13 protein-coding genes, 1 tRNA gene and 1 pseudogene are annotated in these 16,791 nt (G+C 66.9%); 5 read left to right on the top strand and 10 right to left on the bottom strand.

The annotated features are described in order from the left end of the window. Positions 1 to 11 precede the first annotated feature (11 nt). From uvrC to CLV01_RS13390, 4 genes are read right to left on the bottom strand one after another with little or no spacing between them, the layout of a single operon-like run. Entirely contained in the window at positions 12 to 1,964 is a 1,953-nt protein-coding gene (gene uvrC / locus CLV01_RS13405) for an excinuclease ABC subunit UvrC (RefSeq protein ID WP_063326573.1), read from the bottom strand. A gap of 59 nt (positions 1,965 to 2,023) precedes the next feature. Beyond that, positions 2,024 to 3,010: a Bug family tripartite tricarboxylate transporter substrate binding protein gene (locus CLV01_RS13400; protein ID WP_043823497.1), complete on the bottom strand. Its 987-nt coding sequence runs from the start codon at positions 3,008 to 3,010 to the stop codon at positions 2,024 to 2,026. A gap of 51 nt (positions 3,011 to 3,061) precedes the next feature. Further along, positions 3,062 to 4,051 (bottom strand): hydroxymethylglutaryl-CoA lyase, encoded by a 990-nt coding sequence (locus tag CLV01_RS13395; RefSeq protein WP_099734105.1) that lies wholly within the window; start codon positions 4,049 to 4,051, stop codon positions 3,062 to 3,064. Then, complete coding sequence (locus tag CLV01_RS13390) at positions 4,048 to 5,265, bottom strand: CaiB/BaiF CoA transferase family protein (protein ID WP_099734106.1); 1,218 nt, start codon at positions 5,263 to 5,265, stop codon at positions 4,048 to 4,050. Before CLV01_RS13390 ends, CLV01_RS13395 begins: the two co-directional genes overlap by 4 nt. A gap of 168 nt (positions 5,266 to 5,433) precedes the next feature. On the opposite strand from CLV01_RS13390, the pseudogene CLV01_RS13385 reads away from it, so the two are divergent. From CLV01_RS13385 to CLV01_RS13365, 5 genes and pseudogenes are all read left to right on the top strand, one after another. After that, positions 5,434 to 6,317: pseudogene (locus CLV01_RS13385) on the top strand (LysR family transcriptional regulator). A 5-nt stretch (positions 6,318 to 6,322) separates the two neighbouring features. Next, positions 6,323 to 7,456: an elongation factor P maturation arginine rhamnosyltransferase EarP gene (gene earP / locus CLV01_RS13380; RefSeq protein WP_099734107.1), complete on the top strand. Its 1,134-nt coding sequence runs from the start codon at positions 6,323 to 6,325 to the stop codon at positions 7,454 to 7,456. A gap of 162 nt (positions 7,457 to 7,618) precedes the next feature. Then, complete coding sequence (gene efp, locus CLV01_RS13375) at positions 7,619 to 8,173, top strand: elongation factor P (RefSeq protein WP_012204719.1); 555 nt, start codon at positions 7,619 to 7,621, stop codon at positions 8,171 to 8,173. Between the two features lie 153 nt (positions 8,174 to 8,326). Then, positions 8,327 to 8,929, top strand: coding sequence for a DUF2239 family protein (locus CLV01_RS13370; protein ID WP_099734108.1), 603 nt, complete (start codon positions 8,327 to 8,329; stop codon positions 8,927 to 8,929). 54 nt (positions 8,930 to 8,983) lie between these two features. After that, positions 8,984 to 10,402, top strand: a complete 1,419-nt coding sequence (locus tag CLV01_RS13365; protein ID WP_096915858.1) for an MATE family efflux transporter — start codon at positions 8,984 to 8,986, stop codon at positions 10,400 to 10,402. A 62-nt stretch (positions 10,403 to 10,464) separates the two neighbouring features. On the opposite strand, the gene adhP is transcribed toward CLV01_RS13365, so the two are convergent. From adhP to hydA, 6 genes are all read right to left on the bottom strand, one after another. Next, the gene (gene adhP / locus CLV01_RS13360; protein WP_012204716.1) at positions 10,465 to 11,493 is read right to left on the bottom strand and encodes an alcohol dehydrogenase AdhP; all 1,029 of its coding nucleotides are present in this window, start codon (positions 11,491 to 11,493) and stop codon (positions 10,465 to 10,467) included. Positions 11,494 to 11,643: 150 nt separating this feature from the next. Further along, a complete protein-coding gene (rimO, locus tag CLV01_RS13355) occupies positions 11,644 to 13,032 on the bottom strand; it encodes a 30S ribosomal protein S12 methylthiotransferase RimO (RefSeq protein ID WP_016453016.1) in 1,389 nt (462 codons plus the stop codon). A 92-nt stretch (positions 13,033 to 13,124) separates the two neighbouring features. Beyond that, positions 13,125 to 13,664: a polyhydroxyalkanoate synthesis repressor PhaR gene (gene phaR, locus CLV01_RS13350; protein ID WP_043819348.1), complete on the bottom strand. Its 540-nt coding sequence runs from the start codon at positions 13,662 to 13,664 to the stop codon at positions 13,125 to 13,127. Between the two features lie 214 nt (positions 13,665 to 13,878). Then, a tRNA-Val gene (locus CLV01_RS13345) sits at positions 13,879 to 13,955 on the bottom strand. 70 nt (positions 13,956 to 14,025) lie between these two features. Further along, positions 14,026 to 15,291 carry a Zn-dependent hydrolase gene (locus CLV01_RS13340; RefSeq protein ID WP_099734109.1) on the bottom strand — a complete coding sequence of 422 codons (1,266 nt, stop codon included), beginning with the start codon at positions 15,289 to 15,291 and terminating at the stop codon, positions 14,026 to 14,028. 24 nt (positions 15,292 to 15,315) lie between these two features. Continuing rightward, a complete protein-coding gene (hydA, locus tag CLV01_RS13335; RefSeq protein WP_099734110.1) occupies positions 15,316 to 16,776 on the bottom strand; it encodes a dihydropyrimidinase in 1,461 nt (486 codons plus the stop codon). Positions 16,777 to 16,791 lie beyond the last annotated feature (15 nt).

Raw genomic sequence — 16,791 nt, 5'->3', positions numbered from 1 at the left:
GGACGGTCATTTCAATGCAATGCACGGTAGATATCTTCAGCCAGCGCGGCCGAGATGCCGTCCACGCTGCACAGATCCTCGACGGTGGCTTCGGACACGCCGCGCACGCCGCCAAAGCGCTGCAGCAGGCGCGCGCGCTTCTTGGGGCCGACGCCCGGAATCTCCTCGAGCTTGCCGCCGCCCACGCGCACCTTGGCACGCGCCGCGCGCATGCCGGTGATGGCGAAGCGGTGGGCCTCGTCGCGGATCTGGGCCACCAGCATCAGCGCGGCCGAGTCGTAGCCCAGGTAGATCTTCTCGCGCCCGTCGGCAAAGACCAGCTCTTCCAGGCCGACCTTGCGCCCCTCGCCCTTTTCCACGCCCACGATGCGCGAGACATCGAGGCCCAGCTGCTCGAAGACTTCGCGCGCCATGCTGACCTGGCCCTTGCCACCGTCGACCAGCACCAGGTCCGGCAGTTGCGGCTGCTTGCCCGTGAGCTCGGCACCGCCCGCCTCTCTTTGCGCTTCGGCCACGCGGCTGTAGCGGCGCGTCAGCACCTGGCGCATGGCGGCATAGTCGTCGCCGCCCGTGATGCCTTCGATGTTGAAGCGCCGGTATTCGCTGCTTTGCATCTTGTGGTGATGGAAGACCACGCAGGAGGCCTGCGTGGCCTCGCCCGCCGTGTGCGAGATGTCGAAGCATTCGATGGTGAGCTCGTCCAGGTTCTCGCAGGCCAGGTCCAGAGCCTCGACCAGCGCGCGCGTGCGCGCCTGCTGCGAGCCCTCTTCGGCCAGCAGGCGGGCCATCTGGATGTCCGCGTTCTTTTGCGCCATCTCCAGCCAGATGCGCCGCTGCTCGCGCGGCTGCTGCACGGCGGTGATGCGCACGCCGCCTTGCTCGCTCAGCAGCGCCAGCAGTTTCTTGTCCACCGGGTGGCTGACGATGAGCACGGGCGGCACGGCCACGCCGGTGTAGTGCTGGGCGATGAAGGCCTCCAGCACGATGTCCTCGACCGGGCGCGCGGATTCGGCAAGATTGGCCTCTTCCTCGCCGGCGTAGACCGAGGCGGCATCGCCCAGGTTGGCGGGAAAGTACGGCCGGTCGCCCAGGTGGCGGCCGCCGCGCACCATGGCCAGGTTCACGCAGGCGCGGCCGCCCTGCACCTTCACGGCGAGGATGTCCACGTCGCGGTCGTCGGCGGTTTCTATGACCTGCTGGTGCAGCACGCGCGACAGCGCCGTCATCTGGTTGCGCACCTCGGCGGCCTGCTCGTATTCCATGCGCCCGGCGTGCTCCATCATGCGGGCCTCGAGCTGGCGCAGCAGTTCCTGGGTTTCGCCGCGCAGCATGGCCTCGGCATTGCGCACGTCCAGCGCATAGGCTTCGGGCGAGATCAGATCCACGCAAGGGCCGCTGCAGCGCTTGATCTGGTAGAGCAGGCAGGGGCGCGAGCGGTTGGCAAAGACCGTGTCCTCGCAGGTGCGCAGCCGGAAGACCTTCTGCAGCAACTGGATGCTTTCCTTGACGGCCCAGGCGTTGGGATAGGGACCGAAGTAGCGGTGGCGCTTGTCCACGGCACCACGGTAGTAGGCCATGCGCGCGAAGCGCTGGTGGGCAGGCTCGCCAGCCTGGCCGTCGCGCGCGGCCACGCCGGTGATCTTCAGGTAGGGATAGCTCTTGTCGTCCCTAAACAGGATGTTGTACTTGGGGTGCTGCGTCTTGATGAGGTTGTTTTCGAGCAGCAGGGCCTCGGCCTCGGAGCGCACCACCGTGGTCTCCATGCGGGCGATCTTGCCCACCATGTGGCCTATGCGCGTGCCGCCATGGTTCTTGGTGAAGTAGCTGGAGACGCGGCGCTTGAGGTTGATGGCCTTGCCCACGTACAGCAGCGTGCCTGCCGCGTCGAAATAGCGGTAGACGCCGGGCAGACCCGGCAGCGCTGCCACCTGGGCCAGCAGTTCATCGGAATGGGGTTCGGACATGCGCCTATTGTGGCCGCTGCCCGGGCCCGCCGCAGCGGGCCTGCGGGCCCCCGGGGCTCTTACTCGGCCTCGATCTTCGAGGACTTGACCACCTGGGCCCAGTTGGACCACTCGGTCTTGACCATGGCGCCCAGCTGCTGCGGGCTCATGTAGTCCGCCGTGGCGCCCTGCTCCTGTGCCTTTTGCTTGAAGGCCGGGTTCTCCACCACCTTCTTGAGGTCGGCCGTGAGCTTGTCGATCACGGGCTTGGGCGTGGCGGCGGGCGCGAACACGGCAAACCAGGAGGTGGCGTTGACGCCCGCATAGCCGGCCTCGGCCGTGGTGGGCGCGTCAGGCAGGCTGGGCAGGCGCTGGGTGCCGGTGACGGCCAGCACGCGCAGCTTGCCGCTTTGCACGTGGGGCATGAAGGGCGGCGCCGTGCCGAAGGTCAGGTCCACCTGGCCGCCCAGCAGGTCCTGCAGCGCGGGGCCGGTGCCCTTGTAGGGGACGTGGACCATCTTGATGCCGGCCTGCTGCTCCAGCATGGCGCCCGTCACGTGCTGAAGCGAGCCATTGCCCGACGAGGCGTAGTTCAGCTTGCCGGGGTTGGCCTTGGCATAGGCCACGAGTTCGGCCAGCGTCTTCACGGGCAGCTCGGACCGCACCACGATGATCTGCGGCGCCGACAGCACATTGGCCACGGGCTGGAAGTCGCCCTGCTCCCAGATGCGGGCCTTGGTCAGGTGGGGCGAGATGACGTGGTAGCCCGAGTACTGCATGAGCAGGGTGTAGCCATCGGCCTCGGCACGCTTGACCAGGCTGGCTGCGATGGAGCCGTTGCCGCCGCCCTTGTTGTCCACCACCACCGACTGGCCGATGACGGGCGCCAGCGCCTGGGCCGCCATGCGCGCCGCCAGGTCGGTGGTGCCGCCGGCTGCGGCCGGCACGATCATGGTGATGGTCTTGGCGGGGTAGCCGCCCTGGGCCAGCGCGGCTGTGCCGCCCAGGCCCAGCCCTGCGATGGCCATGGCCACGGCTGCGATCTGTCTGCGTTGAATCTTCTTCATCTTTGTCTCCTTGGTTTGCTCGGTTCTTGTGAATGAGAATGCGCGCCGGCCTCAGCCCTTGGCCAAAGCCCGTTCGCGGATGGCTGCAAAGTCGGCTGGTGGCTGGTGCAGGTCCAGCCGCGCACCGGCCTTGGCGATCTGGCTGGCCGTGTCATGGCCGATCAGCGCGGGTAGGCTGCGCGCGGCCGCGACGATCTGCGCCAGGTCCACGCCGGTGTCGTAGCCCATGAGCTGCAGCGCGTGGACGATGTCCTCGGTGCAGGCATTGCCCGATGCGCCGGGCGCGTAGGGGCAGCCGCCCAGGCCGCCGATGGAGGCGTCGAAGCGGTCGCCGCCCGCCTCGATCGAGGCCAGCACATTGCCCAGGGCCATGCCGCGTGTGTTGTGGAAGTGCAGGGTCAGTCCCAGCTGCGGCCAGCGCTGCCGGAAGGTGGCCACCATGGCACGCACCTGGGTCGGGAAGGCCATGCCCGTGGTGTCGCACAGCGTGATGCCCTGCACGCCCAGGTCGGCAAAGCGCTGCACCCAGTCGAAGACTTCCTGCTGCGGCACATCGCCCTCCATGGGGCAGCCAAAGCAGCACGACAGCGAGACGTTGACCGGCACGCCTGCCTGCTGCGCCGTGGCCACGACCTGGGCCAGCGCCGCAAACGACTGGCTGCGCTGCATGCGCAGGTTGCACAGGTTGTGCGTCTCGCTGACCGACATGACCAGGTTGAGCTCGTCCGTGCGCGCCTCGATGGCGCGCTCGGCGCCGCGGGCATTGGGCACCAGGGCCGTGTAGACGGTGCCGGGGCGGCGCTCTATCTCACGCATGACGATTTCGCCATCGCGCAGCGCGGGAATGGCCGTGGGCGAGACAAAGGCCGTGACCTCGATCTTGGACAGCCCTGCCTGCGACAGCGCATTGACCAGGGCGATCTTGTCCTCGGTGGGGACAAAGGCCTGCTCCATCTGCAGCCCGTCGCGCGTCCCGACCTCGTTGAAGAAAACGCGGCGGCCCGCGCCCTGCCAGACATCCGTGGGGTGGACGGCATTCATTGGATCACTCCCTTGCTGCGCAGCAGCGCAATCTGTTGGGCCGTGAGGCCGGCCTCGGCCAGCACGGCATCGGTGTCATCGCCCACATGGGGCGCACTGCTGCGCACCGTGCCGGGCGTGAGCGAGAGCTTGGGGACGATGCCCGGCACCTCGATGTCGTCTCCGTCGCGCGTGTGCTGGCTGAGGATCATGTCGCGGGCGCGGTAGTGCGGGTCCTCGGCAATGTCCTTGGCCGTGTAGACCTTGCCGGCCGGCACGCGTGCGGCGGCCAGCTGGTCCATAACGGCCTGCACGCTCTGCGAGCGCGTCCAGCCGCCGATGACGGCGTCGATCTCGGTGATGCGCGCCACGCGGCCCGCGTTGTCGGCCAGTTGCGGATCGTCGGCCAGGTCCTGGCGGCCGATGGTGGCCATCAGGCGCTTGAAGATGGAGTCGCCATTGCCGGCCACCAGCACCCAGCCGTCCTGGCAGGGATAGGCGTTGGACGGCGCAATGCCCGGCAGCGCACTGCCCGCCGCCTCGCGCACGGCACCAAAGGCGCTGTATTCGGGCAGCAGGCTTTCCATGACGTTGAACACGGCCTCGTGCAGCGCCACGTCGATGACCTGGCCGGCACCGCCGTTCACCTTGCGGTGGTACAGGGCCATCATCACGCCGATCACTCCATGCAGCGCGGCCAGCGTGTCGCCAATCGAGACGCCCACGCGCACCGGCACGCGGCCGGGCTCGGCCGTCAGGTGGCGCAGGCCGCCCATGGCCTCGCCGATCACGCCAAAGCCCGGCAGGTCGCGGTAGGGGCCGGTCTGGCCGTAGCCCGAGATGCGCAGGATGACCAGGCCAGGGTTGAGCGCATGCAGCTCTTCGGGCGACATGCCCCAGCCTTCCAGCGTGCCGGGACGGAAGTTCTCGACCAGCACATCGGCCTCGGCGATCAGGCGCCGCGCGATGTCCTGGCCTTCCTGCTGGCGCAGGTCCAGCGCCACCGAGCGCTTGTTGCGCGACTGCACCTGCCACCAGACCGAGGTGCCGTTCTTGATCAGGCGCCAGTTGCGCAGCGGATCACCCGCGCCCGGCGCCTCGATCTTGACCACGTCGGCGCCGAACTCGCCCAGCGTCTTGCCGCAGAACGGCCCTGCGATCAATTGCCCCATCTCGACCACGCGCACGCCATTGAGCGCGCCGGGTGTGGGTGCCTGCCTTGTCTGTTGTGTCATGGGTTAGCGCTTCCTCTTTGTCTCCTGCGGCCAGCCTCCGATGGCATTGCCGCGGCGCCGATCTTGCCGCCGTCCGCGCGCGCTGCAAAACGCTCAAGCGCGACGCTGCCATCGCAAACCGGCATGGCAGAACCCAGCCGGGCGGGGCCGGGAGATAATCGCCACCCCATGAAACTCGACCCGATTTCGCTGCGCCTGTTCGTGGCCGTGATGGAGGAAAGCGCCATCGCCCGCGCCGCCGCACGTGAACACATCGCCCCTCGGCCGCCAGCCGGCGGCTGGCCGAGCTGGAAAGCCAGCTGCAGGTGGAGCTGTTCACGCGCAGCAACCGCGGCAGCGTGCCCACGGCCGCCGCCTATGCACTGCTGAACATGGCGCGCGGCGTGCTCAACGACCTGGACGGCATCGGCGAGCAGATGCGCGAGTACGGCAGCGGCCTGCGCGGCCATGTTCGCGTGATGGCCAACATCTCGGCCATCACCCAGTTCCTGCCCTCCCAGCTGCAGCGCTTCCTGGACCAGCACCCGCATGTGGACGTGCGCCTGCAGGAGCGCGTGAGCAGCGACATCGCACGCGCCGTGGCCGACAACGAGGCCGACATCGGCATCCTCAACCAGGGCAGCTACGGAGAGAAGATCCGCCTGCGCCCGTACCGGCGCGACCGCCTCATCGTCATCGTGCCCCAGGGCCATGCGCTGGTACGCAGGCGCTCGCTGCGGCTGGCCCAGGTGCTGGACCATGACCTGGTGGGCATGCACGCCGGCAGCGCGCTCAACCACCAGATCACGCGCGCCGCGGCCGACCTGGGCCTGCAGCCCCGGCTGCGCATGAAGGTGACGGGCTATGACGCGCTGTGCCTGATGGTGGCCTCGGGCCTGGGCGTCGGCATCCTGCCCGAAGGCAGCGCACGCCTGTACCTGGGCGCCCTGCCGCTGCGCTGCATTGCGCTGGACGAGCCCTGGGCCGAGCGCCAGCTGATGCTGTGCGTGCGCTCGCAAGAGGCACTGCCGCCAGTGGCGCAGTTGCTGGTCGAACACCTGTGCGAACCCTGATCCCCATGCTTGCCTTCAACCCCATCCCCCCGGCCCCTCTGCCAGAGCAGGCCGCTGCACGGACCTGGGACATCTTCTGCCAGGTCATAGACAACTTTGGCGACATCGGCGTGTGCTGGCGCGCGGCGGCCGACCTGGCCTCACGCGGCCAGCGCGTGCGGCTGTGGATGGACGACGCCAGCGCCCTGGCCTGGATGGCTCCCCGGCCGCACCCGGCCGGGCTCAGCGTGCACGGCTGGCCCACGCAGGCGCAGGACGTACCGCAGTCCATGGGTGATGTGGTCATCGAGGCCTTCGGCTGCGAGATCCCGCCGCCCTTTTTGGCGGCCATCGCGCGCCGGGCACCGCTGTGGATCAACCTCGAATACCTGTCGGCAGAGGACTATGTGGAGCGCTGCCACCGCCTGCCCTCGCCGCTGATGTCGGGGCCGGCTGCGGGGTTGACGCGCTGGTTCTTCTACCCGGGCTTCACGGCCGCCACGGGCGGCCTGCTGCGCGAGCCGGACCTGGCCGCGCGCCAGGCAGCTTTTGCTTCCGAGGGCCGGCAGGCCTGGCGCACACGCCACGGCATAGGCACCGGCGATTGCGCCATCTCTCTGTTCTGCTACGAGCCCCCTGCCCTGCCGCAATGGCTGGCCGAGCTGCATTCAGCCCCCCCGGTCCCGCAGGCCACGCATTTGCTGGTGACCCCGGGGCGCGCAGCCGCCGCCGTGCAACAGGCCATGGCCAGCGTGCCCGCCACGGAACAAGGCGCGGTGACCCGGCATGCGCTGCAGCCCTGCCCTCAACCTCAGTTCGATGAAATGCTCTGGGCCTGCGACCTGAACCTGGTGCGTGGCGAGGATTCGCTGGTACGCGCACTGTGGGCGGGCCAGCCGCTGGTCTGGCACATCTATCCCCAGCACGACGACGCCCATCACGACAAGCTCGACGCCTTTCTTGACTGGCTGCAGGCACCAGCCAGCCTGCGCGCCTTCCACCATGCCTGGAACGGCATGGCACCGGCAAGCACGCTGCCCGCAATCACGCCCGCGCTGCTGCAGCAATGGCAGGAATGCGTGCAGGCGGCACGCTCGCGGCTGCTGCAACAGACCCCATTGATTGAGCAGCTACAAGCTTTCGTGACCGAAAAAAGCTAGAATGCACGTTTTGCCTCCCTGGAGGCGCCGCTGCGGGCGACCGCCAGCCGGCCGCCATCGACCAACCAGGGTTGCACCCGCCGCGGAACTGCGGCAGGCGCACCGTCCCAGCGACTTCGCTTGCCTGCCCTGTTGAGCGGCTCAACCTCAGCCAAGCAAGCTATGAAAATCGCTCAAGAAATCCGCGCCGGCAACGTGATCATGCACGGCAAGGACCCGATGATCGTCCTGAAGACCGAATACGCTCGCGGTGGCCGCGGCGCCGCCACCGTCCGCATGAAGCTCAAGTCCCTGCTGGGCAACATGGGCACCGAAGTCGTCTTCAAGGCCGACGACAAGATCGACAACGTGATCCTGGACAAGAAGGAGTGCACCTACTCCTACTTCGCCGATCCGATGTACGTGTGGATGGATGCCGACTTCAACCAGTACGAAGTGGAAGCCACCAACATGGGTGACGCCATCAACTACCTGGAAGACGGCATGGAAGCCGAAGTCGTGTTCTACGACGGCAAGGCCATCTCCTGCGAACTGCCCACTTCCGTGGAACGCGAAATCACCTGGACCGAACCCGCCGTCAAGGGCGACACATCGGGCAAGGTGCTCAAGCCTGCCAAGATTGCCACCGGCTTCGAAGTGCCCGTGCCCCTGTTCGTGAGCCAGGGCGACAAGATCGAAATCGACACCCGCACGGGCGAGTACCGCAAGCGCGTCTAAACAACGCCTGCAGTTCCCTCTGCGAAGCCCCTGGCAGTCTCTGCCAGGGGCTTTTTCTTTGGGCGCGCGGTATCCACGCAGATATTTACCCGGATTTAATTGACTTGCTAATTTTACCCGGCTAATATCTGCCGCATGACTACCGACTCTTGCATGGCGGGCGCCGAGCCCGCACCCAGCTACACCATCTTCCAGGGCCATGGCCGTCTGCTCCAGGGGGACAGGCCTGCCGTCCTGCAGTTCCTGCAAAGCCATGAACAACAGGCGCAGGGCAGTGGATCGGCACCGCCGTTGTGGGTTTTCGACGACCACAGCGGCATGCGGCTGGACCTGGACTGGCGCAGCGAACTGGCCGCATCGCCCGCACCCGGTCAAGCCGCCGCCCCGCGCAGCGTGGGCCGCCCCAAGCTGGGCGTGGTGGCACGCGAAGTCACCTTGCTGCCACGGCACTGGGAATGGCTGAACCGCCAGCCCGGCGGCGCCTCCGGCGCACTGCGCAGGCTGGTGGACGAGGCGCGCGGCAAGCACGCCGCACAGGATGCCGTGCGCGCCGCCACCGAAGCCGTCTACCGCTTCATGAGCGAGATGGCGGGCGACCTGCCCCATTTCGAGGACGCCAGCCGCGCCCTGTTTGCACGCCAGGCCGAAGCCTTTGCACAGCACACCGCCGCCTGGCCCGAGGATGTGCGAAGCTATCTGCAGCAACTGGGCGGCCCCGTGTGGGCGGGCTCACCTGCGGCGCCAGCCCAGGACTGAAGACCTGACCCGGCCCGACCTCACTGCTTTTCTCGTCGCATTACCAGACACAACATGACGAAACCAACCGAACCACTGCCTCAGGCCGCCGCGCCTGCCGCATCCAGCCCCGGCGGGCCGCCAATTGCCGGCAGCCAGCCGTTGTGGCGCACCTTTCTGGTGTTCCTGGGCCCCATGGTGCTGGCCAACATCCTGCAATCACTGTCGGGCACCATCAACAGCGTCTTCATCGGCCAGATGCTGGGCGTGCAGGCGCTGGCCGCCGTCGCGGCCTTTTTTCCGGTGATGTTCCTCTTCATCGCCTTCGTGATCGGCCTGGGCGCGGGCTCCTCGGTGCTGATCGGCCAGGCCTACGGCGCGCGCATGCATGACAAGCTGCGCGCGATTGCGGGCACGGCCATGTGCATAGGACTGCTGTTCGGCGCCATCGTGGCCCTGTTCGGCGGGCTGTTCACCGAGCCGCTGATGCGATTGCTGGGCACGCCGCCCGACATCATGGAGCAGGCCACGCTGTACTCGCGCATCGTGCTGCTGGGCATGCCGGGGCTGTTCGTGTTCCTGCTGGCCACCTCGCTGCTGCGCGGCGTGGGCGACACGGTCTCGCCCATGCTGGCCCTGCTGATCTCCACGGGCACGGGCCTGGCCTGCACCCCGGCGCTGATCGCGGGCTGGGCCGGCCTGCCGCGCCTGGGCGTGGCCAGCGCAGGCGTGTCCATGATCCTGGGCTTCACCCTGGCGCTGGCCTGGCTGGGCTGGCGGCTGCGCCGCATCGGCAGCCCGCTGGCGCCCAATGCCGCGCTGTGGAAGGCCATGCGCATCGACCGGACCCTGCTCAAGAGCATCCTGCGCGTGGGCATTCCCACGGGCGTGCAGATGATTGCCTCGTCCATGGCCGGGCTGGTCGTCGTGTCGCTGGTCAACGGCTTCGGCTCCAGCGCCACGGCCGCCTATGGCGCGGTCAACCAGATCAACTCGTTTGCACAGTTTCCCGTGATCTCGGTCGCCATCACGGCCTCCATCCTCGGAGCCCAGGCCATCGGCGCGGGCCGCAGCGAGCGCCTGGGAGCCATCACGGCCACGGCCATCCGCATGAACCTGGCATTGGGCGCCGCCCTGGCCCTGATCGGCAGCCTGTTCGCACGGCCGCTGCTGGGCATGTTCATCACCGACGAGCAGGTGCTGGTGCTGGCCATCGAGCTGCTGTACATCGTGCTGTGGAGCGGCCTGCTGCTGGGTTGCTTCATTGCCCTGTCGTCCATCATGCGTGCCAGCGGCGATGTGGTCATTCCCACGGCCATCACCATCACGGTGCTCGCCGTGCTGGAGCTGCCCATGGCCTGGTGGCTGAGCCGCAGCTTCGGGCTGATGGGGATCTGGATGGCGCTTCCGCTGTCCTACACCCTGACGCTGTGCCTGCAGACCGCCTACTACAAGCTGGTCTGGAAGAAGCGCCCCATCCGCCGCATGGTGTAAGGCATGCGCCATGCAAAACAGGCTTCCCGAGGGAAGCCTGTTTTTTTGGGGTGGGCAAGGCGTCAGGCGTTCAGGTCCAGCACCACGCGCCCTTCGATCTTGCCTTCATGCATGCGCGCAAAGATGTCGTTGATGTTCTCCAGCCGGTCCGTGGACACGGTGGCCTTGACCTTGCCCATGGCTGCGAAATCCAGCGACTCCTGCAGGTCCAGCCGCGTGCCCACGATGGAGCCGCGCACCGTCACGCCGCTGAGCACCATGTTGAAGATGGGCAGCGGGAAGCTCCCGGGCGGCAGGCCGTTGAGCGACACCGTACCGCCGCGCCGCACCATGCCCAGCGCCTGCTCGAAGGCCTTGGGCGATACCGCCGTCACCAGGGCGCCGTGTGCGCCGCCAATCTCCTTTTTCAGGTAGGCCGCAGGGTCCGTGGTCATGGCATTGACCGTGACCTGTGCGCCCAGGCGCCGGGCCAGCGCCAGCTTGTCGTCATCCACATCCACCGCCGCCACGTTCAGGCCCATGGCCTTGGCATATTGCACGGCCATGTGGCCCAGGCCGCCGATGCCCGAGATCACCACCCAGTTGCCGGGCTTGGTGTCCGTGACCTTCAGGCCCTTGTAGACGGTGACGCCCGCGCACAGCACGGGTGCGATCTCGATCAGGTCCACGCTGCCGGGCAGCAGGCCCACGAAATTGGCATCGGCCAGCGCGTACTGCGCAAAGCCGCCGTTGACGGAGTAGCCGGTGTTCTTTTGCTGCTCGCACAGCGTCTCCCAGCCGCCCAGGCAATGCTCGCAATGGCCGCAGGCCGTGTACAGCCAGGGAATGCCGACGCGGTCGCCCTCCTTCACATGGGTGACGCCTGCACCCACGGCGGCCACATAGCCCACGCCTTCGTGGCCGGGGATGAAAGGCGGATTGGGCTTGACGGGCCAGTCGCCCTGCGCCGCATGCAGGTCGGTATGGCAGACGCCGCAGGCCTCGATCTTCACCAGCACATGGCCGGGATCGGGCCTGGGCACCGGGACTTCCTCGATGGTGAGCGGCTTGCCAAACTCCCGCACCACGGCGGCCTTCATGGTCCTGTTCATTCGCGCCATCCTTTCTTTGCGTCAAAGTAGGTACAGCATTTCAGCGAAGCGACCTGAACGCCTTGATCAAAATCAGGCCTTGGACCATCAAGGACAAAAAAAGCGGGCAAGGAAAACCTTGCCCGCTTTTCAGGGATGCGAATGCAGGCCTTACACAGGCTGGCCCACCAGGTCGTGACCCTGCGTGCCCACGATGCGCGCCTTCACGAAGTCGCCCACCTTGTAGGTCTTGCTGGCCTTCTCGGGCGGCAGCAGGTGCACCAGGCCATCGATCTCGGGGGCATCGGCATAGCTGCGGCCCACGCCACCCTTCTTGCCCAGGCCCACGGACTTGTCCACCAGCACCTGCATGGTCTGGCCCACGCGCTTTTGCAGGCGCGCAGTGGAAACCTCTTCGGCCACGGCCATGAAGCGCGCGCGGCGCTCCTCACGCACTTCCAGGGGCAGCATGCCGGGGATCTCATTGGCGGCAGCGCCTTCGACGGGGCTGTAGGCAAAGCAGCCCGCGCGGTCGATCTGCGCCTCGCGCAGGAACTGCAGCAGGTGCTCGAACTCCTGCTCGGTCTCGCCGGGGAATCCCGCGATGAAGGTGGAGCGGATCACCAGGTCCGGGCAGATCTCGCGCCAGCGCTGCAGGCGCTCCAGGTTCCTCTCGCCGTTGGCGGGGCGCTTCATGCGCTTCAAGACATCGGGATGGCTGTGCTGGAAAGGCACGTCCAGATAGGGCAGCACGCGGCCCGTGGCCATGAACGGAATGATCTCGTCCACGCTGGGGTACGGGTAGACATAGTGCAGGCGCACCCAGGCGCCATAGGGCTCGGCGATCTCGGCCAGCGTCTGCACCAGTTCGAGCATGCGCGTCTTGACCGGCTTGCCGTCCCAGAAGCCCGTGCGGTACTTCACATCCACGCCATAGGCCGAGGTGTCCTGGCTGATCACCAGCAGTTCCTTGACGCCACCCTCGAACAGCGCACGCGCCTCCTTGAGCACATCGCCCACGGGACGCGAGACCAGGTCGCCGCGCATGGAAGGGATGATGCAGAAGGTGCAGCGGTGGTTGCAGCCCTCGGAGATCTTCAGGTAGGCGTAGTGCCTGGGCGTGAGCTTGATGCCCGCCTCGCCAAAGGCGCCCGGCACCAGGTCGATGAAGGGATCGTGCGGCTTGGGCAGATGGGTGTGGACGGCGTTCATCACCTCCTGCGTGGCGTGCGGCCCGGTCACGGCCAGCACGCTGGGGTGCACTTCCTGGATCAGGTTGCCGCCATCCTTGCCCGCCTTGGCACCCAGGCAGCCCGTGACGATGACCTTGCCGTTCTCGGCCAGCGCCTCGCCAATGGTGTCCAGGCTCTCGCGCACGGCGTCATCGATGAAGCCGCAGGTGTTGACGATCACCAGGTCAGCGCCCTCGAAGGTCTTGGAGGTCTGGTAGCCCTCGGCGCTGAGCTGGGTAAGGATGAGTTCGGAGTCCGTGAGTGCCTTTGGGCACCCAAGAGACACGAAGCCCACGCGCGGAGCGGCCGCGCCTGCAGGGGTTGTCATGGTTGTTGCGTCGCTCGTGGGGGTCATAGGGGCGATATTGTCCCAGTTCTGCGAGAACTTGGTAAACCGCCCCTGAACTTATCCCTGCAAGCTCAGCTATTGCGCTTGATCCCGAGCGCACCCAGCATCTGCTCGGTCTGCTTTTGCATCTGGTCCTGCATCTGGGTGAACATGTTCTGCGACTGCTCCATGTAGCTGCTCATCATGTTCTGCATGGCGGGCGGCTGCATGCGCATGAACTGGCTCCAGGCCTCGGGCGAGGTGCCCTGGGCCTGCTCGGCCAGCTTGTTCTGGAAGTCGGTGAACATCTGCACGTTCTTTTCCAGGTAGGAGCCCATGTAGCCCTGCATGGCATGGCCGTAGAAACGGATGATGTTGGCCAGCACGGTCTCGGAGAACATGGGCGCGCCGCCGGCCTCTTCTTCCAGAATGATCTGCAGCAGGATGCTGCGCGTGAGGTCTTCGCCGCTCTTGGCGTCCTTGACCACCACGGGCTCGTTGCTCATCACCAGCTGCTTGACTTCCGTCAGCGTGATGTAGGAGGACGTGTTGGTGTCGTAGAGACGGCGGTTGGGGTATTTCTTGATCACGCGCTGGGCGCTGGGGGCGGCGGCTGTTGTCGTCTCTTGCATTGCAATGCTTCTCCTCTTGTACGTGCTTGTACGGGCAATTGGTCTATTGCACTGCAACAGATTCTAGGCAGCGCACACAGCACCTGGCGCAGCAGTAACCCTGATGGTGATCAACGCATGCGACAGAGCGAATGGCTGCCTTGCCGCCGTACGGGCAAAAAAAAATCCCGCTTGAAGCGGGATTTTCTGCAGCCCCTGGTGAGACTGCTTTGTTTGGTAGGCGCGATTGGACTCGAACCAACGACCCCCACCATGTCAAGGTGGTGCTCTAACCAGCTGAGCTACGCGCCTGTCGTTTGTTGAAGCCGCAAGTATAGCAGTGCAAAACAGGGCTTCCGGGCAAGTTGCGCAGTTTTTCCGATCACAGCACCTTGGCGCGTTCCAGCATGGCGTGCATCAGCACATTGCAGCCTGCGGTGATGTCGGCCGGCGTGGCGTCCTCGATCTCGTTGTGGCTGATGCCGTCCTTGCAGGGGATGAATACCATGCCGGCCGGCGCCAGCCGCGCCATGTAGACCGCATCATGCCCGGCGCCCGAGACGACGGGCATGTGAGAGTAGCCCAGGGCCTTGGCGGCGCGCGCCACCGCATCCACGCAGTCGGCATGGAAGGGTTGGGCGGGGTAGCTGGACACCAGGTTGATCGCTATGGACAGGCCCGTCTCCCGGCTGATGCGATCGGCCACGGCGCGGATGTCGGCGTCCATGGCTTCGCAGTCGGCATCGGTGGCGTTGCGCAGGTCGATGCTGAATTTGACCTGGCCCGGGATCACGTTGCGGCTGTTGGGATGGACCTGCACCATGCCCACGGTGCCGCGCCCGTGGGGCGGATGGCGGTGGGCGCAGGCCACCACTTCCTGCATGAGCTGCGCGGCGGCCTGCAGCGCATCCTTGCGCAGGGCCATGGGCGTGGGGCCGGCATGGGCTTCCATGCCCGTGACCACGCAGTCGTACCAGCGGATGCCCAGCACGCCGGTGACCACGCCAATGGTCCTGGCGTTGTCCTCCAGCACCGGGCCCTGCTCGATGTGGGATTCGAAGTAGGCGCCGATCGGGTGGTCGCCAGGCTCCTGGCTGCCCACATAGCCGATGCGCTCGAGCTCTCCCTTGACGGTCTTGCCTTCGGAATCGGTGGCCGCATAGGCATGCTCCAGCGTAAAGGCCTTGGCGAACACGCCCGAGCCCATCATCACCGGCACGAAGCGCGAGCCCTCCTCGTTCGTCCAGAAGGCCACCTCGATGGGCGCTTCGGTCTCGATGCCGTGGTCGTTGAGCGTGCGCACCACCTCCAGCCCCGCCAGCACGCCGTAGTTGCCGTCGAACTTGCCGCCCGTGGGCTGGGTGTCGATGTGGCTGCCCGTCATGATGGGCGGCAGGCTGTTGTCGCGCCCGGGCCGGCGCATGAAGCCGTTGCCGATCTTGTCGATGGTCACCGTCATGCCCGCCTCGCGCGCCCAGCGGGTCACCAGATCACGGCCCTGGCGGTCCAGGTCGGTCAGCGTCAGGCGGCAGACGCCGCCCTTGGGCGTGGCTCCGATCTGCGCCAGCTCCATGAGTGAATCCCACAGCCGGCTTCCGTTGACGCGCAGCTGCGCGATGTCCTGCTTCACTTGGGTATCTGTATCCATTGCGGTCTCCTTGTCATGCGGGCTTCAGCGCGCCACGGCCGTGGGCTGCAGCGTGGCGGCGCGGCGCTGCACCGCGTCGAAGTTGGGGCCGAAGGCCGGGCGCTTGATGTAGCGCCCCTTGCCCATCTCGGCACGCAGATCGCCCTGCGCATAGGCCACCACGCCCTGGCTGATGGTGTGGCTGGGCATGCCCTGCACGGTGCGCCCCTCGAAGATGTTGTAGTCGCCCTTGGAATGCTGGGTCTTGACCGACAGGGTGTGGGTGGCAGCAGGGTCCCAGACGACCAGATCGGCATCGGCCCCCACGCCGACCAGGCCCTTGCGCGGATAGATGTTGAACAGCCGGGCGGTGTTGGCCGAGGTGATGGCCACGAATTCGCTGGGCGTCAGCCGGCCGGTGTTCACGCCCGCATCCCAGATCACGGCCAGGCGCTCTTCCACGCCGCCGGTGCCGTTGGGGATCTTGGCGAAGTTGTCCCGGCCCATGGCCTTCTGCGCGGCGCAGAAGGTGCAATGGTCGGTGGCCGTGGTGTGCAGCTGGCCCGACTGCAGGCCCTGCCACAAGGCCTCCTGGTGGCCCTTGGCACGGAAGGGCGGGCTCATCACATGGGCGGCCGCCTTGGCGAAGTCGGGATCGCGGTACACGCTTTCGTCGATCACCAGATGGCCGGCCAGCACCTCGCCATACACACGCTGGCCGCGCGCACGGGCAGCGGCAATGGCCTGCGCCGCCTCGGTGCAGCTGACGTGCACCACGTAGATGGGCACGCCCAGCACGCCGGCGATGGCGATGGCGCGGTTGGCCGCCTCGGCCTCCACCATGGGCGGGCGGGCCAGCGGATGGCCCTCGGGCCCGGTGATGCCCATCTTGGCCACTTCCTGCTGCAGCAGGTAGACCAGCTCGCCGTTTTCGGCATGCACCGTGGGCATGGCGCCCAGCTCCAGCGCGCGCTTGAAGCTGTTCACCAGCGTTTCGTCGTCGCACATGATGGCGTTCTTGTAGGCCATGAAGTGCTTGAAGCTGTTGATGCCCTCCTCGCGCACCAGCGTGCCCATGTCGGCATGGACGCTGTCGCTCCACCAGGTGACGGCCACGTGGAAGGAGTAGTCGGCCGCAGCCTTCTCGGCCCAGCCGCGCCATTTGCGGTAGGCGTCCAGCAGCGGCTCCTGCGGATCGGGAATGACGAAATCGATGATGCTGGTGGTGCCGCCGGCCAGCGCCGCCGCCGTGCCGGTGTAGAAGTCATCGGCCGTGACCGTGCCCATGAAGGGCAGTTGCATGTGGGTATGCGGATCGATGCCGCCGGGCATGACGAACTGCCCCGAGGCATCGATCACCTGCGCCCCGGCCGGCACCAGGGCCGCCACATCCGGCCCCACGGCCGCAATCGTCCCATCGACACACAGCACATCGGCCTTCTCCTGCCGGTCTGCATTCACCACCGTGCCGCCACGCACCCATACCGAACCCTGTGATTGACCCATAGCGTCATGCCTCCT

It is taken from the genome of Delftia sp. 60 (assembly GCF_002754395.1).
GTDB lineage: Bacteria > Pseudomonadota > Gammaproteobacteria > Burkholderiales > Burkholderiaceae_C > Comamonas > Comamonas acidovorans.
Note: the sequence above shows the minus strand (reverse complement) of the source record. Positions and strands in the feature narration are given on the sequence as shown.

What these genes read in the sequence shown, in the direction of transcription:
- CLV01_RS13365 (WP_096915858.1), top strand. Translation starts at nt 8,984, where the DNA reads ATGACGAAACCAACCGAACCACTGCCTCAGGCCGCCGCGCCTGCCGCA.
- CLV01_RS13400 (WP_043823497.1), bottom strand. Translation starts at nt 3,010, where the DNA reads ATGAAGAAGATTCAACGCAGACAGATCGCAGCCGTGGCCATGGCCATC.
- CLV01_RS13390 (WP_099734106.1), bottom strand. Translation starts at nt 5,265, where the DNA reads ATGACACAACAGACAAGGCAGGCACCCACACCCGGCGCGCTCAATGGC.
- hydA (WP_099734110.1), bottom strand. Translation starts at nt 16,776, where the DNA reads ATGGGTCAATCACAGGGTTCGGTATGGGTGCGTGGCGGCACGGTGGTG.
- earP (WP_099734107.1), top strand. Translation starts at nt 6,323, where the DNA reads ATGCTTGCCTTCAACCCCATCCCCCCGGCCCCTCTGCCAGAGCAGGCC.
- CLV01_RS13395 (WP_099734105.1), bottom strand. Translation starts at nt 4,051, where the DNA reads ATGAATGCCGTCCACCCCACGGATGTCTGGCAGGGCGCGGGCCGCCGC.
- rimO (WP_016453016.1), bottom strand. Translation starts at nt 13,032, where the DNA reads ATGACAACCCCTGCAGGCGCGGCCGCTCCGCGCGTGGGCTTCGTGTCT.
- adhP (WP_012204716.1), bottom strand. Translation starts at nt 11,493, where the DNA reads ATGAACAGGACCATGAAGGCCGCCGTGGTGCGGGAGTTTGGCAAGCCG.
- efp (WP_012204719.1), top strand. Translation starts at nt 7,619, where the DNA reads ATGAAAATCGCTCAAGAAATCCGCGCCGGCAACGTGATCATGCACGGC.
- phaR (WP_043819348.1), bottom strand. Translation starts at nt 13,664, where the DNA reads ATGCAAGAGACGACAACAGCCGCCGCCCCCAGCGCCCAGCGCGTGATC.
- CLV01_RS13340 (WP_099734109.1), bottom strand. Translation starts at nt 15,291, where the DNA reads ATGGATACAGATACCCAAGTGAAGCAGGACATCGCGCAGCTGCGCGTC.
- CLV01_RS13370 (WP_099734108.1), top strand. Translation starts at nt 8,327, where the DNA reads ATGGCGGGCGCCGAGCCCGCACCCAGCTACACCATCTTCCAGGGCCAT.
- uvrC (WP_063326573.1), bottom strand. Translation starts at nt 1,964, where the DNA reads ATGTCCGAACCCCATTCCGATGAACTGCTGGCCCAGGTGGCAGCGCTG.